Below are 15,295 nucleotides of genomic sequence, written 5' to 3'. Positions count from 1 at the left end.
ACGCGATCTTGCGAGGCTTCGCACTATGACCATAAACGAATTGTGAAAAGTCTATTCAACCCTACGACCAATCGCCGCCTTGCAAAGGCAGGCATTATTTGGTCAAGGTATTTCTCCTATTTGCACTGCGAGAGACCTTTATGTCCTTCTGGGAAAAACTGCTGAATGCCATAGGCAACACCGCGGGTAACGTTCTTTCTGCTGTGGTCGAGGCTATCCGGACAGTTTTCGAGGGTGATCCCGAGACGCGCCGCAAGGTCGCCTTCTCGGTCGCCATCATCGCTCTGTCGGCGAAGATGGCAAAGGCGGACGGAATCGTGAGCGAGAAGGAGGTGAATGCCTTCCGTGAGATCTTTGAATTCCCGCCCGAGCAGGCAAAGAATGTCGCTCGCCTCTATAATCTGGCGCGTCAGGACGTCGCCGGTTATGAAGCCTATGCGGAACGTCTTTCGTCCTTATGCGTGACATGCGCAGCCAATTGCCCGGTACTGGAAGAGGTGTTGGACGGTCTCTTCCACATCGCCAAGGCCGACGGGCTCATCCATGAAAAGGAATTGGCGTTCCTGCGGCACGTCGGCGAGATCTTCCATATGAATGAAGAGCACTTCGAACGGATCGCCGCGCGCCATGTCTCCATGGGTCGCGATCCCTACAAGGTGCTCGGCGTTTCGCCATCGGACGACTTCACGACGATTCGCCGCCGTTATCATGGGCTTGTGAGCGAACACCATCCGGATCGGCTGATTTCCCGCGGCGTTCCGGCCGAGTTCCATGCCATTGCCAACGAGCGTATGGCTGCGCTGAATGCAGCCTACGAGGCGATCGAGAAGGAACGCCGCGCCGCATGACCTCATTCGAGGCCGATTACCGGAAGGCAACTGTTCGTCCTTCGCCCAATCACGGCGAGCGTGCGGACGGGCGCAAGCCTAACATGATCCTTCTTCACTACACAGGCATGCCGACGCCCGAGGGAGCGCTGGAGTGGCTCTGTCGCGACGAAAGCCAGGTGTCGAGCCACTACTTCGTAGGTGAAGATGGCGCAGTTCTCCAACTGGTGCCCGAGGAGCGTCGTGCCTGGCACGCCGGCAAAAGTTACTGGCAGGGCGAGACCGACATCAACTCTTTGTCGATCGGGATCGAGATTGCCAATGCCGGTCATCCTGGCGGACTTCCAGAGTATCCCCAAGAACAAATTCGGGCGGTCATCGAATTGTGTCGCGATTGCGGCCAACGTTGGTCCATTGCCCCCGAGAGGGTGCTCGGACACTCCGATGTGGCGCCGATTCGGAAGGTGGATCCGGGAGAAAAATTTCCTTGGTCAGAGCTCCACAGGGCCGGTATCGGCCACTGGGTTGAGCCCGCGCCGATCTCCGGTGGAAGATTTTTCCAACGCGGCGACCGCGGCCAACCTGTCGAAGCCCTGCAGTCGATGCTCTCGCTCTACGGTTATGCGACGGAAATTACAGGCGAATTCTCCGACAAGATGGCGGGCGAGGTCGAGGCCTTCCAGCGGCATTTTCGGCCCGCCCGAATCGACGGAATTGCGGATTTTTCGACGATTGACACGCTGCACCGTCTGCTGGCGTCGCTTCCGCGTTACTGCTCATAAGTAGTACTTTTGAAGTGGCGCTGACTCCCGGGATTTCGAGAGTCTGCTACGTCGCCACATCATTTCCCTATTATCTCCTCATTGCGATGGTCTAACGCCAATCGTCGAACGGCACCGCTTGTTTTGTTTGGGGTTTCTAGCGGTCGTCAATTGAAACAAAAAGAATTGTTGCAGAATATCTAACATAGATCTGCTGCATGTGTCCGGATTGTTATTTCAAACAAGATCCGGAAGTTCTTTGGGTCGGAGTAATTAGACTGAATGAATAGGTTTATTTCTGCTACAGTGTGCGCGGGCGCACTGTTGATGGGTATGAATTGCGCGTTCGCGGGCGAATGGGGTGCAAGATCTCAGACGGTTCCTTTGAAGACTGTTGACCGGACTAGTGGCTATGCGATGCCGGACTTCACGACCACGACCAACCAGTATTCAGCTCTCATCGTCAAATACGCAAACCAGTACAATGTGCCGGTCGAGCTTGCTCAAGCGGTCGTGCGTGTAGAGAGTAATTTCAATCCGAATGCACGCGGTAGCGCGGGCGAAATAGGTCTCATGCAGATCAAGCCGGCGACGGCAAGGATGATGGGCTATTCGGGGACGAGTAAGGGATTGTTCGATCCGGAGACGAACATCAAGTTCGGCATGAAATACCTGGCCGCGGCGCATCAGCTTGGCGGTGGTGAGACCTGCGACACGATTCTGAAGTACAATGCCGGCCATGGCGCAACCCGCATGAATCCGGTCTCGAAGGCCTATTGCGGCAAAGTCCTGGCGATGCTCGATTGATCAGCTGAAACTGCCTGTTCGAGAGTCACTTCGACGAGGCACTTAACAATATGATTCAACATCACGCCTGTGTTATCTGGCCTCGGAAATGAGGTGACACGTGGCAGTTGATTTCAAGGTGATCATCGTCGGGCGCGGAATGATGGGCGCGGCTGCTGCCCGCCATCTTTCCGGGATGATTGAGGGTATTGCGCTCATCGGCCCCAGTGAACCGGTCGAGCGCAAGAGCCATAATGGTGTTTTTGCCAGCCACTATGACGAGGCCCGCATCACGCGGTCCTTCGACGACGATATGGTCTGGGCGACGCTCGCGGCTCGCTCGCTCGATCGCTCGATCGCTACGGGGAAATCGAAGCGAAAAGCGGTATTTCCTTTTTCTCGCAAGTGGGTTGTCTGTTTGCCGGGCCGCCCACGCGACGGGGTGAAGGGTATCTCGGTCGGGCGTTGCAGGTGAGCGAAACGCTCAATCTCGACGTCGAATTGTTGACGCCGGCGGCGTTGCGCGCGCGCTTTCCGCAGTTTTCCCTCAATCCGTCGTTCGACGGCTATTTCGAAGGGCTGCGGGCAGGCCACATCAATCCGCGCGCTTTGGTTCGGGCGCAAACCAAACTTGCCGAGGACGCGGGTGCGACGGCCATCGACGCGACCGTTACCTCCGTTCGCGACCAAGGCGCATCCATCGAAGTCCGCGCAGGCGGCAAGAGCTATACTGCAGAGCGCGTACTGGTCGCCGCCGGCGGCTTCAGCAATTTCAACAATCTCCTGCCAGCGCCCATCGAGATCAGAGTTGCTGCCCGCACCGTTGCGTTCTTTGAACTTGGCGAGCGGGAGACGGCGATTTTCGCAAAAATGCCTTCAACGATCGTCTTTGGCGACCGCGACGAGGACCACGTCTTTATCTTGCCGCCTGTGCGGTACCCTGACGGTCGGACCTATCTGAAACTCGGCGGCGATCTTGAGGCGCGGTCATTCGAAACGCTCGAAGATATCGCGGCGTGGTTTCACTCTGACGGCGATCTGCTGGAGCGCGATAATCTGGTCTCAACGGCACTCCAACTAATGCCGGCTCTGGCTGGCTGCCCGACCACCTCCGCGCCGTGTGTGGCAAGCTTCACGACAACAGCCTATCCCTATGTGGGCTATACGGATTCTCCCCGAATTGCAGTTTTGGCAGGTGGCAATTTTGTTGCCGCAAAGTCATCCGATGAGCTCGGCCGACTGGGCGCTATCGTTATGACGCAAGGCTGGCTCGGCGCCGAGGACTTTGGCAGGGAGCTGACGCCCGTCTTCCGTTAGGCACGCATCCGGTCGGGGAGGTGCCTTGTCGCCTATTGCATGTATGCGTAGAGACCCACGATATTTCAGTGGCATTCGCTTCGCGTCTCCGCTAAGGGAGCCGTGCCAGTTGGCCGGGCAGCCGCGCTTTACCAATGCCGAAAGGCGGTAGGGTGAGGAAAGTCCGGGCTCCACGGAAACACGGTGCCGGATAACGTCCGGCGAGGGCGACCTCAGGGAAAGTGCCACAGAAAGCAAACCGCCTGCCTCGGCAGGTAAGGGTGAAAGGGTGGGGTAAGAGCCCACCGCATCTCCGGTAACGGCGATGGCAAGGTAAACCCCACCGGGAGCAAGACCGAATAGGGATGACGTGGTAGGCGCGAGCCTTCCGGCCGGTTTCCAGGTCAGTCATCCGGGTGGGTTGCGTGAGGCAGCGTGCAAACGCTGTCCCAGAGGAATGGCTGCCACGTTCCGGCTTTGGCCGGGGCCATACAGAACCCGGCTTACAGGCCAGCTGGCGAACTGTCTTTGCAGAGACGTGTCTTGTTGATGTTGACGATTGTTAGTGGGCGGTCGGTGCCTTCGCCAGGCATTCATCGCAGGTGGTGCTGCTACGGGCGAGAATGGACCAGCGTTTGAATATCTTGCCGCAGGAATCGCATTGGATATCGGTCGTCATGCCAGACTGCGACAACGAAATACGCTTTTCCGGCTCAAAGCGACCGTAAAGAAGTCCCTTTAATGTGAAGTTTGTCATAGCATTACTCCACGATTACTTATTTAGTTTTTAGTAATATGCTGTAGCGCTGAACTAATTCAATTCTCCGGCTCCTTATTATTTTGCACGTGGTAATATCCGAATAGCTTGGTCGCCTACTTCAAAGGAGATAGCGGCCGCAGACCTCTTCATGCGGGCGCCTCCGACCGGCGTCCGCCACCGTTGAGGAGCGAGCCCTAAGCCTTTGTTGGAAATCGCATATTTGGCTGTACCGATATGAAACATGTGCCGCCTTCCGGAGCGTGCTTGAAGCGCGCCTGCCTGGCATCGGCAAGCGCGATCCTAACCCTTTGTTAAACTTAACAGCTTATAAATTTTCGATACTGCGCTCATCGTGAGACGGGCGTTTCCCATTGACGCCCATATGGTCCCATGTTATCCCATTCATGCACTGCGCAAGGGCAAGTATGTGCCCACCAATCGCAAAGCCAAGGTGTCTTCCGTTCCGGAAGCGCCGGATGGGGTCTTGCTCATTCGGCTCGCGAAGCTGTGCCTGAATTTCGAGGTTCCGGGCTTGTGAGTTCAGTCCGGGCTCTTTCGGGAACGGATGTTTCGTGTCATGGGCCGCTTCCTTTCAAATGCGACCAACAGAATCGATTCCAAGGGCAGGGTTTCCGTGCCGGCGGCCTTTCGATCCGTGCTGGCGCAGCGCAATGTTCAGGAGCTCTATTGCTTCCAGGACTTTGTGTTTCCGGCGATCAGTGTCGGCGGTCCGGATCTCCTGGAGAGATTCGAGCGTCAGATTTCTGCGGAGGATCCGTTTTCGTCGGACGCGAACGAGATGTCGCTTCTCATCCACGGGGGCGGTATCTTCATGAAGCTCGATGCGGAAGGTCGGCTGATGGTCACGGATTTCATCCGCGACTTCACCGGTATCTCGGACGAGGTGACCTTCGTCGGTCGGGCGGATCATTTTCAGCTGTGGCAGCCGCAGGCATTTCAGGCTGCCCAGATGCAGGCACGAGGAGGGCGTCGGCTGGCGGGCGGGCGTTCCTAACGGTACGAGGGAACGGAATGGCGGCGAATCCTGGCGGAGATTCAATTGATGCCGGTGGCGGACCGGTTCGCCACATTCCGGTTCTTCTCAACGAGGTTCTGGTTGCGCTCGAGCCGTTGCCCGGCAAAATCATTCTGGATGGCACCTTCGGCGCCGGCGGCTACACTTCTGCCATTCTTGGCGCTGGTGCCTGTGTGATCGCCTTGGATCGCGATCCGACTGCTATCGAAGCCGGTCAGGCCCTTGTCGCGGAGAGCCAGGGTCGTTTGAAGCTCGTTCATTCGCAGTTCTCTCAATTGGCCGAGGCTGCTCCATCCGAAGGGTTGGATGGGGTCGTGCTCGACATCGGCGTGTCTTCAATGCAGATCGATGAAGCAGAGCGCGGCTTCTCGTTCCAGAAGGATGGACCTCTGGATATGCGTATGTCGGCTGCAGGCGTTTCCGCGGCCGATGTGGTCAATCGCGCCAAGGTCGCAGATCTGATTCGAATCTTTCATTTTCTCGGAGAGGAAAGTCAGTCGCCGCGCATCGCGCATGCGATTGAAAAGCGGCGGGCTGAAAAGCCATTCGAGACCACGCGCGATCTGGCCGGGTTGATTGAGCTCGTCACGCCGCGCAAGATGAAGGACAAGATTCATCCGGCGACGCGTGTCTTCCAGGCGCTCCGGATATTCGTCAACGATGAGCTGGGCGAACTGGCGCAGGCGTTGTTTGCGGCCGAGCGCGTCCTGAAGCCCGGCGGACGTCTTGTTGTCGTTACCTTCCATTCGCTCGAGGACCGGATCGTCAAGACGTTCTTCTCCGATCGCGCGGGCAAGGCTTCGGGCTCCCGTCATCTGCCGGTGGCGCATGAGCGTGCGGCGACCTTTGAGCGTATCGGCAAGCCCATGGTCTCGGCAAGCGAGGCTGAAGCCGCTGCAAACCCGCGGGCTCGGTCAGCCAAGTTGCGGGCAGGGTTGCGCACTGCGGCACCCGCTGAAGCAGCAGATATTTCCATCTTCGGATTGCCGAATCTGGCGAGTCTCGGAAAGCTCGGAGCCTGATATGCTGAGAACCTTGGACCTCATCCTCGTCGGTGTCATGACAGCGGCTGCGGCTGTCACTTACACGATCAAGCACCATGCCGAGCTCAAGCTCGAGGAAGTTCATCGCCTCGAAGCGGAGATCAAGCTCGAGAAGGATACCATCGATCTGCTGAAGGCAGATTGGGCGCTGCTGTCCCAGCCGAACAGGCTCGAGCGTCTCGTCAACAACTACAATGGTGAGCTTCAGTTGCAGCCAACGGCTTCAACGTCGCTCGTCCATACCAAGGAACTGCCGATGTTGAAGTCGCAGGTCCCTGTTCCTGACGTTACCGAAGCGAAGGCCGGTTCTGGAAAGGCAAAGCCGAAGGCAGTAGCGCCACAGGCCGAAGAAGAAGACATGATGGCAACCGGATCGGTGGAGTAGAGATGTCGTTTCTTTCACGCATCATGGTCTTGAAGAGCCAGGCGCATTTCTCCGCCGGCACACACAACCGCCTCGGCGGCAATATGCCGATTGAGGGATCGCGAAAGAAGAGGGCGGGACAGGCCAAGAGCCGCGTTGGGCTCCTGATCGTCGGTTTCCTCGGGGTCTATTGCGTCATCGGCGGGCGTCTTGTCGAATACGCGATCCGTGATCCCGAGGTCGTGTCCAGTATCCTGCCACCGGATCGTCTGATGGCCTCGCGTCCGGATATCCTGGATCGAAACGGCGAAGTGCTGGCGACCGATATCCGCACGGTCTCGCTCTTTGCCGAGCCGAATAAGGTCGTTGACGCTGACGAGGCGGTCGAGAAACTTGCCACGGTCCTGCCCGACCTTGACATGAAGGGTACCTATAAGAAGCTCGCAAACCGCACCTCCCACTTTGCTTGGCTGCGTCGCCAGCTGACGCCGAAGCAGCAAAGCCAGATTCTCGCGCTCGGCATTCCCGGCATCGGCTTCCGGCCGGAGAAGCGCCGCTTCTATCCGGGCGGCCCGACTGCGGCGCACATCCTCGGTTACGTCAACATCGATAACCGCGGCGTTGCCGGCATGGAAAAATACATTGACGATCAGGGTCTTGCCGACCTCGCTTCAGTCGGCATGACAAGCGACCAGCCGCTCGAGCCGGTTCGCCTGTCGATTGACATCCGTGTCCAGAACATCGTGCGCGACGTCGTCGTCAATGCCGTCAAGAACTACGAGGCAAAAGGCGCCGGCGCTGTTATCCTCGATATTCATACCGGTGAAGTGCTGGCAATGGCATCGGCCCCGGATTTCGATCCCAACAACCCGTTGGAAGGCGCCAAGGAAGGATGGCTTAACCGCATGTCGAACGGCACGTTCGAGATGGGGTCAACCTTCAAAACCTTCTCCCTCGCAATGGCACTCGACACCGGGAAGGTCAGCCTCAACGACAGCTTTGATGCGACGCAACCGATCCGTATCGGCGGCTTCACCATCCACGACTTCCACGGCCAGCGCCGTTGGCTGACGCTGCCCGAGGTGTTCCAGTACTCGTCGAACGTCGGTACCGCCCGTATCATCGACATCGTCGGCATCGATGCGCAGAAGGACTATCTGACGAAACTCGGTCTGCTAACCAAGATGCGGACCGAGCTACCCGAGGTGAAGATGCCGAGCCAGCCGAAGGTCTGGAAGAAGATCAACTCGGTGACGATCTCCTTCGGTCACGGCGTTTCCACGACCCCGCTGCAGACGGCGGTTGCCGGTGCGGCACTCGTCAATGGCGGCAAGCTGATTGAGCCGACCTTCTTGCCGCGTAACCGCGAACAGGCCGACGAAGTTGCAGAAGTAGTCGTCAAGAAGACGACCAGCGACGACGTTCGTTATCTCTTCAAGCTGAACGGCATCAAGGGCTCGGGCCGTAATGCCGACGTTCCCGGCTTCAACGTCGGCGGCAAGACCGGCACGGCGGACAAGGTCGTCAACGGCCGTTATGCGTCGAACCTCAATTTCAACGCCTTCCTTGCGGCATTTCCGATCGATGACCCGAAATATGTGGTGCTGACGTTCTGCGATGAACCGCACAATGGCGAGAAGGGGCAGAACATCGCCGCGTACACGGCAGCGCCTATGGTGAAGAACATTATTGCTCGTGCAGCGCCTATTCTCGGTGTGGAACCGAAGTTCGGTGACGACGGATCGGCCATGTTGGTGTCTTATTGAGTCTGAATGAATGTCGGAGCCGATTCGCCACGGGGGCGCGGCGGCTTGAGAGAGAAAAGTACATTCGATGAACTTGCGAGACATCGCCGGAGATGCATTTCCGGAACTTGAAGATCAATTGGCTGGGTCTGTCGGAGCGCTGGCGGTTTCAGGCGTCTCGTCCGACAGCCGCAAGATCGAACCCGGAATGGTGTTTGTTGCTGTCGCCGGGACGAAGGCTGATGGAGCAGGCTTTATCGCGGACGCGGCTACACGCGGCGCCGTCGTGGCCGTTGCGTCCCATAGTATTGATACTTCCATACCCGTTCTCGTCGTGAACGATTCACGTCGCTTCCTGTCGATCGCAGCGTCTCACTTTTATGCCAGGCAGCCGGAAACGATGGTTGCTGTGACCGGCACAGCTGGCAAGACGTCTGTCGCTTCCTTTACCCGGCAGATCTGGGCCTATGCCGGACATCCGGCCGCGATGATCGGCACGACGGGCGTTGTCTCGCCGACACGCAACGAATACGGCTCGCTAACGACACCCGATCCGGTGTCGCTTCACAAATTGCTGGCCGAGCTTTCCGACGAGGGTGTCACGCATGCCTCGATGGAAGCCTCCAGCCATGGTCTCGATCAGGGTCGCCTCGATGGCGTCAGGCTCGCGGCCGCTGCCTTTACCAATCTCGGCCGCGATCATATGGACTACCATCCGACGGTCGAAAGCTACATGGCCGCGAAAATGCGGCTGTTCGATACGCTGCTGCCGAAGGGCGCACCGGCGGTGATTTTCGCCGACGATGCGTGGTCGGAGCAAGCAGTCAAAGCTGCGCGCGATGCGGGCCACGATGTTCGCACCGTTGGTCGCAAGGGCGACTACCTGACGCTGAAGCGCGTCGAGCATTTCCGCCACAAGCAGGTGGCCGAAATCCATGCCGGCGACGAAATCTTCGAGGTCGATATTCCGCTTGCCGGCGATTTCCAGGTCGCGAACGCCCTTGTGGCGGCGGGTCTTGCGATGTCGACGGGCGTGCCGGCGAAGGTCGCCATGGCGGCGCTCGAAAAGCTGCAGGGCGCATCCGGCCGTCTCGAATTGGTGGGCCACACCAGGGACGGTGCACTCGCTTATGTCGACTATGCACATAAGCCCGACGCGCTTTCCAACGTTCTGGAATCCGTTCGGCCGTTTACGACCGGCCGGGTGATCGTCGTATTTGGCTGCGGCGGCGATCGTGATCGCGGCAAGCGCCCGATCATGGGTGAAATCGCCTGCCGTCTGGCCGACGTGGTGATCGTCACCGATGATAATCCGCGCTCGGAAGAGCCGGCGTCCATTCGTGCCGAGATCATGGCGGCCGCAGGCTGCGCAACCGAGGTCGGCGATCGCGCGGAGGCAATTCGCACGGCGGTTGCTATGCTGACATCTGGCGACACGCTGATCGTTGCCGGCAAGGGGCACGAAGAAGGGCAGACGATCGGGAGCGTCACCCTGCCTTTTTCGGATCACGCGGAATTGCGTAAGGCTTTGGAGGAGCTGAAACCGTGAACTGGCTTTGGACGACGGAAGACATGATTGCGGCCATGGCAGGGCGGCCGTTCGGCACTTTGCCTGAGGGCACTACCGGGATTTCCATCGACAGCCGCTCCATTGCGCCCGGCGAAGCCTTCTTCGCCATCAAGGGCGACCGCGTTGACGGCCACGACTTTGCGTCGATGGCAATGGCAAACGGCGCCGCTCTTCTCGTCGTCAGCGAAGCTCGCCTTCCCGCCATGGGGCGGCTCACCGTTCCAGTGATCGTCGTCGAAGATGTATTGGCGGCACTCGGCAAGCTCGCGATTGCCTCGCGTGCGCGTTCTCGCGCCCAGATCATAGCCGTGACCGGTTCAGTCGGAAAGACCACGACCAAGGAGATGTTGCGGCGCGTCTTGTCCCCATCGGGCAAGGTGCATGCTTCGGTGGCCTCGTTCAACAATCACTGGGGCGTGCCTTTGACGCTCGCCCGGATGCCGCTTGATACCTATTTCGGCGTCTTCGAAGTGGGCATGAACCATCCGGACGAGATCCGTCCGCTGGTCAAGATGATCAGGCCGCATGTCGCCGTGGTCACGACGATCGCGCCGGCTCATCTCGGCAATTTCAAGAGCATACGGGAAATCGCGACCGCCAAGGCGGAGATTTTCGAAGGCGTCGTGCCGGGCGGGCAGGTCGTGCTCAATCGCGACAACGATCAGTTCAACTTCCTGGAGCGTACCGCGCAGGCCCAAGGTATCCAGCACATCCATTCGTTCGGTCAGCACGCCAAGGCGGATTTCCGCCTGGCGGAGTTTAACGGCTCCGATCAAAGTTCGACGTTGTGGATCACCATTGACGGCGATACGAAGGAGGTGGCGATCGGCGCACCGGGCCGGCACATCGCCGAAAATGCACTGGCCGCCCTTGGTGTTGTCAAGCTTGTCGGTGCGGACATGCACCAGGCAATCACCGCCCTTGCGACGCTCCAGCCGGAGAAGGGCAGGGGCCGCCGTCATCGGCTGACGATCGACCACGGCACTTTCACTGTCATCGACGAAAGCTACAACGCCAATCCTGCTTCGATGCGGGCGGCAATCGCTGTGCTTGCGAGTTCGGTGCCAGCGGGCGCTGGGCGGCGCATCGCTGTGCTTGGCGATATGCTGGAGATGGGTGACTACGCGGAGAAAGTTCATTCGGATCTGGCGGGGCCGTTGCTCGCAGCCGGTATCGAGCATGTTTGGCTCGCCGGGCCCGAAATGGTTGCGCTGAAGGAATCGCTCCCCGAGAGCGTGCAGGTCGTCCACTACGAGAAGACCGAAGAACTAGCAGAATATGTATTGAACGCTGTCGCGGCTGGCGACGTGCTGATGGTAAAATCGTCACTGGGCATCGGTTTCGGCAAGATCGTCGCCGCGCTCCTTGACAAATTCCCGCCATTTGCCGACACGCAACGCGATTTTTGAGCGGGTAACAAGGGGCCCTGAATGCTGATTTGGCTTGTCGAACTGTCGGAACACCTGAAATTCTTGAATCTGTTCAGGTACATTACCTTCCGCACGGGCGCCTCCCTGTTTACGTCCGCCTTCATTGTCTTCCTCTTTGGTCCGACGATCATCAATTCGCTGCGCATCCGCCAGGGCAAGGGGCAGCCGATCCGCGCCGACGGTCCGCAGACGCATTTCAAGAAGGCCGGTACGCCGACCATGGGCGGCCTGATGATCCTCGCGGGTATCGTCGGGTCGTCGCTGCTGTGGGCTGATCTTTCGAACGTCTACGTCGTTGCCACGCTGCTCGTCACCCTCGGTTTCGGCGCGATCGGGTTCTATGACGACTACCTCAAGGTCACCAAGCAGAGCCACAAAGGCTTCTCCGGCAAGGCGCGACTCGGCATCGAGTTCGTGATCGCCGGCATTGCCGTTTACTTCATGATGCGAACGGCACTTGCATCCGGAACCGCGGGCTCGACCTTCGGCTCATCGATCGCGTTCCCGTTCTTCAAGGACTTCATGATCAATCTCGGCATCATGTTCGTCTTCTTCGGCGGCTTCGTGATCGTCGGCGCCGGCAATGCCGTGAACCTGACCGATGGTCTCGATGGGCTCGCCATCGTGCCGGTGATGATCGCCGCAGCATCCTTCGGGGTGATTGCGTATCTCGCGGGTAATGCCGTCTTTGCAAACTATCTGCAGATCAACTTCGTACCGGGCACCGGCGAGCTTTCGGTGGTGCTCGGGGCCGTCATCGGCGCCGGTCTCGGCTTTCTCTGGTTCAACGCGCCGCCCGCCGCAATCTTCATGGGCGACACCGGCTCGCTGGCGCTTGGCGGCACGATCGGTACGGTTGCCGTCGCTACCAAGCACGAGATCGTCATGGCGATCATCGGTGGCCTGTTCGTGATGGAAACGCTCTCTGTCATCATCCAGGTCGGGTACTTCAAGATGACCGGCCGGCGGGTCTTCCTGATGGCGCCGATCCATCACCATTTCGAGAAGAAGGGCTGGACGGAAAGCCAGGTGGTCATCCGCTTCTGGATCATCGCGGTCGGTCTCGCCCTGCTTGGCCTCTCCACCCTGAAGCTGCGGTGAGGCGGCGATGATCCCCGTTACGACGCTGTCAGGAAAGAAGGTCGCGCTGTTCGGGCTCGGCGGTTCCGGCTTTGCCACGGCGCGCGCGCTGAAACTGGGCGGCGCCGAGGTGACCGCCTGGGATGACAATCCGGATAGCGTCACCAAAGCGGCGGCCGAGGGTATCCATACCGCCGATCTGCGTACCATTGACTGGAGCGCGCAGTCGCTTTTCGTGCTTTCACCGGGCGTGCCGCTGACGCACCCCAAGCCGCACTGGACGGTTGATCTTGCGCGTGCCGCCGGCGTCGATGTCGTCGGCGACGTCGAGCTCTTCGTGCGCGAGCGCCGGGCGCACGCGCCCGATTGCCCGTTCATTGCCATTACCGGCACCAACGGCAAGTCGACGACGACCGCGCTGGTCGCGCATATCCTGAAGTCGAGCGGTCGCGACACTCAGCTCGGCGGCAATATCGGGACGGCGGTGCTGACGCTCGACCCGCCGAAGGATGGACGCTTTTACGTCGTCGAATGCTCGTCCTACCAGATCGACCTTGCGCCGACGCTCAATCCGTCCGCCGGTATCCTGCTCAACCTGACGCCGGATCATCTCGATCGTCATGGCACGATACAGCACTATGCCGACATCAAGGAGCGTCTGGTCGCCGGCAGCGGTGTCGCTGTGGTCGGTGTGGACGACAGCCACTGCGAGATGATCGCAGATCGTATCGAGCGAGCCGGCGGCAAGGTTACGCGAATTTCCCGTCGCCATGCGCTTCCCTATGGCATCTATGCAGAAGGAACGAAGCTCATCCGAGCCTCGGGAGGCGCGACGAAGCCGATCGCCGATCTTGACGGCATCCAGACACTACGCGGTGGCCACAACGCGCAGAATGCCGCGGCAGCGGTTGCTGCGTGCCTTGCAGTCGGTGTCTCCGAAGAGGAAATACGTGCGGGGTTGGTGTCCTTCCCTGGGCTCAAGCATCGCATGCAGCCGGTCGGACGTCGCGGCAGCGTCGTTTTCGTCAACGACTCCAAGGCTACGAATGCTGACGCGGCAGCTCCAGCGCTGTCGAGCTATGACCGCATCTACTGGATTGCCGGTGGATTGCCAAAAGCCGGAGGCATCACCTCACTGACGGGTTTCTTTCCACGCATCGCTAAGGCCTACCTGATTGGCGAGGCGGCGGCCGAATTTGCCGCGACGCTTGGCGAGGCGGTGCCATACGAGATTTCCGGTACGCTGGAGCGCGCCGTCGCGCACGCGGCTGCGGATGCCGAAAAGGATGAAAGCGGCCCGCTGGCCGTGATGCTATCCCCGGCTTGCGCAAGCTTCGACCAATATAAGAACTTTGAAGTCAGGGGCGATGCATTTGTCAGCCATGTGGCAGCGCTCGACGGAATCACCATGCTGATCGATTCGGCAACAGGAGATAAGTGACATGGTAAGCCGCGCGGAACGTGGGCCTCTGGCCGATTGGTTTTGGACCATCGACCGCTTTTTTCTGGCGATGTTCATCTTCCTGATGGGCATCGGCTTCATGCTGTCGTTCGCCGCTTCGCCAGCCGTTGCCGAGCGTATCGGGCTGGAGCCGTTCCACTTCGTCAAGCGCCATGCGGCTTTCATGATCCCGTCACTCGCCGTGATGGTTGGGCTGTCCTTCCTGACGCCGCGCCAGGTGCGACGCACGGCGATCATCCTGTTGATCGCTGCGCTCGGCATGATGCTGCTGGCACTGTTTTTCGGCGTCGAAGTCAAGGGTTCCCGCCGTTGGGTCACGTTGGCCGGCATCTCGATCCAACCCTCCGAATTCATGAAGCCCGCCTTCGTGGTCGTTTGCGCTTGGCTCTTTGCCGAGCACGCAAGGCAGCCTGAGATACCAGGCAATCTCTTCGCCATCATCCTCTTCGGCATTGTCGCAGCACTTCTGGTCGCACAGCCTGACCTTGGACAAACGATCCTGACGACCGCCGTCTGGGGCGGCATGTTCTTCATGGCCGGCATGCCGTGGATATGGATCATCGTGCTCGGTGCAGGCGGTGTCGGCGGGCTCGTCAGCGCCTACTACATCTTCCCGCACGTGGCGCTGCGCATCGACAAGTTCCTGACCGGAGAAGGCGACACCTTCCAGATCGATACGGCGCGCGAAGCGATCATCCGCGGCGACTGGTTCGGCCAAGGCCCGGGCGAGGGCATCGTCAAACGTATCATCCCTGATGCGCATACCGACTTCATCTTTTCGGTCGCAGCCGAGGAATTCGGCATCGTCTTCTGCATGGCGCTGGTCGCGCTGTTTTCCGTTCTCGTGCTGCGCGGTCTCTCGCATGCCTACAAGGAACGGAACGACTTCAACCGCTTTGCCGTCGCTGGCCTCGTGTTGCAGATCGGCATACAGTCGATCATCAACGTAGGCGTCAATCTCGAACTGCTGCCGGCAAAGGGTATGACCTTGCCGCTGATTTCCTATGGCGGTTCGTCCATGGTCGCTATCTGCGTCACCGCCGGGTTTATTCTTGCGCTGACGCGTCATAGGCCGGAAAAACGTGCGCAGGATCGGAGCCTCTTCCGCGTCGCGCACGGTATGCCGGCGGAGTAA

The 15,295-nt window shown here is 59.4% G+C and carries 13 protein-coding genes, 1 other RNA gene and 1 pseudogene; 14 read left to right on the top strand and 1 reads right to left on the bottom strand.

Going from position 1 to position 15,295, the window contains the following annotated elements; translation table 11 throughout:
* The first annotated feature begins 140 nt into the window (after nt 1–140).
* The 5 genes and pseudogenes from NBG89_RS09870 (at nt 141) to rnpB (ending at nt 4,192) form a co-directional block, all read left to right on the top strand.
* Entirely contained in the window at nt 141–848 is a 708-nt protein-coding gene (locus NBG89_RS09870; protein WP_431319820.1) for a TerB family tellurite resistance protein, read from the top strand.
* Nucleotides 845–1,609: an N-acetylmuramoyl-L-alanine amidase gene (locus NBG89_RS09865; RefSeq protein ID WP_431319819.1), complete on the top strand. Its 765-nt coding sequence runs from the start codon at nt 845–847 to the stop codon at nt 1,607–1,609. The genes NBG89_RS09870 and NBG89_RS09865 overlap by 4 nt, the downstream gene beginning before the upstream one ends.
* Before the next feature lie 261 nt (nt 1,610–1,870).
* Nucleotides 1,871–2,395: a lytic transglycosylase domain-containing protein gene (locus NBG89_RS09860; protein ID WP_431319818.1), complete on the top strand. Its 525-nt coding sequence runs from the start codon at nt 1,871–1,873 to the stop codon at nt 2,393–2,395.
* Between the two features lie 100 nt (nt 2,396–2,495).
* Nucleotides 2,496–3,691, top strand: a pseudogene (locus NBG89_RS09855) (FAD-dependent oxidoreductase).
* A gap of 105 nt (nt 3,692–3,796) precedes the next feature.
* Nucleotides 3,797–4,192: RNase P RNA component class A (gene rnpB, locus NBG89_RS09850), an RNA gene on the top strand.
* Between the two features lie 40 nt (nt 4,193–4,232).
* Here the strand turns inward: rnpB and NBG89_RS09845 are convergent.
* Nucleotides 4,233–4,427, bottom strand: coding sequence for a hypothetical protein (locus NBG89_RS09845; protein WP_431319817.1), 195 nt, complete (start codon nt 4,425–4,427; stop codon nt 4,233–4,235).
* Between the two features lie 580 nt (nt 4,428–5,007).
* Between NBG89_RS09845 and mraZ the strand changes: the two genes are divergently transcribed.
* From mraZ to ftsW, 9 genes are all read left to right on the top strand, one after another.
* The gene (gene mraZ, locus NBG89_RS09840; protein ID WP_431319816.1) at nt 5,008–5,445 is read left to right on the top strand and encodes a division/cell wall cluster transcriptional repressor MraZ; all 438 of its coding nucleotides are present in this window, start codon (nt 5,008–5,010) and stop codon (nt 5,443–5,445) included.
* A 17-nt stretch (nt 5,446–5,462) separates the two neighbouring features.
* Nucleotides 5,463–6,488: a 16S rRNA (cytosine(1402)-N(4))-methyltransferase RsmH gene (gene rsmH, locus NBG89_RS09835; protein WP_088703409.1), complete on the top strand. Its 1,026-nt coding sequence runs from the start codon at nt 5,463–5,465 to the stop codon at nt 6,486–6,488.
* A gap of 1 nt (nt 6,489) precedes the next feature.
* Nucleotides 6,490–6,894 (top strand): cell division protein FtsL, encoded by a 405-nt coding sequence (gene ftsL / locus NBG89_RS09830; RefSeq protein WP_431319815.1) that lies wholly within the window; start codon nt 6,490–6,492, stop codon nt 6,892–6,894.
* 2 nt (nt 6,895–6,896) lie between these two features.
* The gene (locus tag NBG89_RS09825; protein ID WP_431319814.1) at nt 6,897–8,639 is read left to right on the top strand and encodes a peptidoglycan D,D-transpeptidase FtsI family protein; all 1,743 of its coding nucleotides are present in this window, start codon (nt 6,897–6,899) and stop codon (nt 8,637–8,639) included.
* A 67-nt stretch (nt 8,640–8,706) separates the two neighbouring features.
* A complete protein-coding gene (locus tag NBG89_RS09820) occupies nt 8,707–10,167 on the top strand; it encodes a UDP-N-acetylmuramoyl-L-alanyl-D-glutamate--2,6-diaminopimelate ligase (protein WP_431319813.1) in 1,461 nt (486 codons plus the stop codon).
* Entirely contained in the window at nt 10,164–11,597 is a 1,434-nt protein-coding gene (locus tag NBG89_RS09815; protein ID WP_431319812.1) for a UDP-N-acetylmuramoylalanyl-D-glutamyl-2,6-diaminopimelate--D-alanyl-D-alanine ligase, read from the top strand. The genes NBG89_RS09820 and NBG89_RS09815 overlap by 4 nt, the downstream gene beginning before the upstream one ends.
* Before the next feature lie 21 nt (nt 11,598–11,618).
* Nucleotides 11,619–12,719, top strand: a complete 1,101-nt coding sequence (gene mraY / locus NBG89_RS09810; RefSeq protein WP_431319811.1) for a phospho-N-acetylmuramoyl-pentapeptide-transferase — start codon at nt 11,619–11,621, stop codon at nt 12,717–12,719.
* Between the two features lie 7 nt (nt 12,720–12,726).
* Entirely contained in the window at nt 12,727–14,139 is a 1,413-nt protein-coding gene (gene murD / locus NBG89_RS09805) for a UDP-N-acetylmuramoyl-L-alanine--D-glutamate ligase (protein WP_431319810.1), read from the top strand.
* Nucleotide 14,140: 1 nt separating this feature from the next.
* Complete coding sequence (gene ftsW, locus NBG89_RS09800; protein WP_431319809.1) at nt 14,141–15,295, top strand: putative lipid II flippase FtsW; 1,155 nt, start codon at nt 14,141–14,143, stop codon at nt 15,293–15,295.

The sequence above is a fragment of the Rhizobium sp. YTU87027 genome, from assembly GCF_050644135.1.
In the GTDB taxonomy this organism is placed as follows: Bacteria; Pseudomonadota; Alphaproteobacteria; order Rhizobiales; family Rhizobiaceae; genus Rhizobium.
This window is presented reverse-complemented; position numbering and strand designations above follow the sequence as displayed.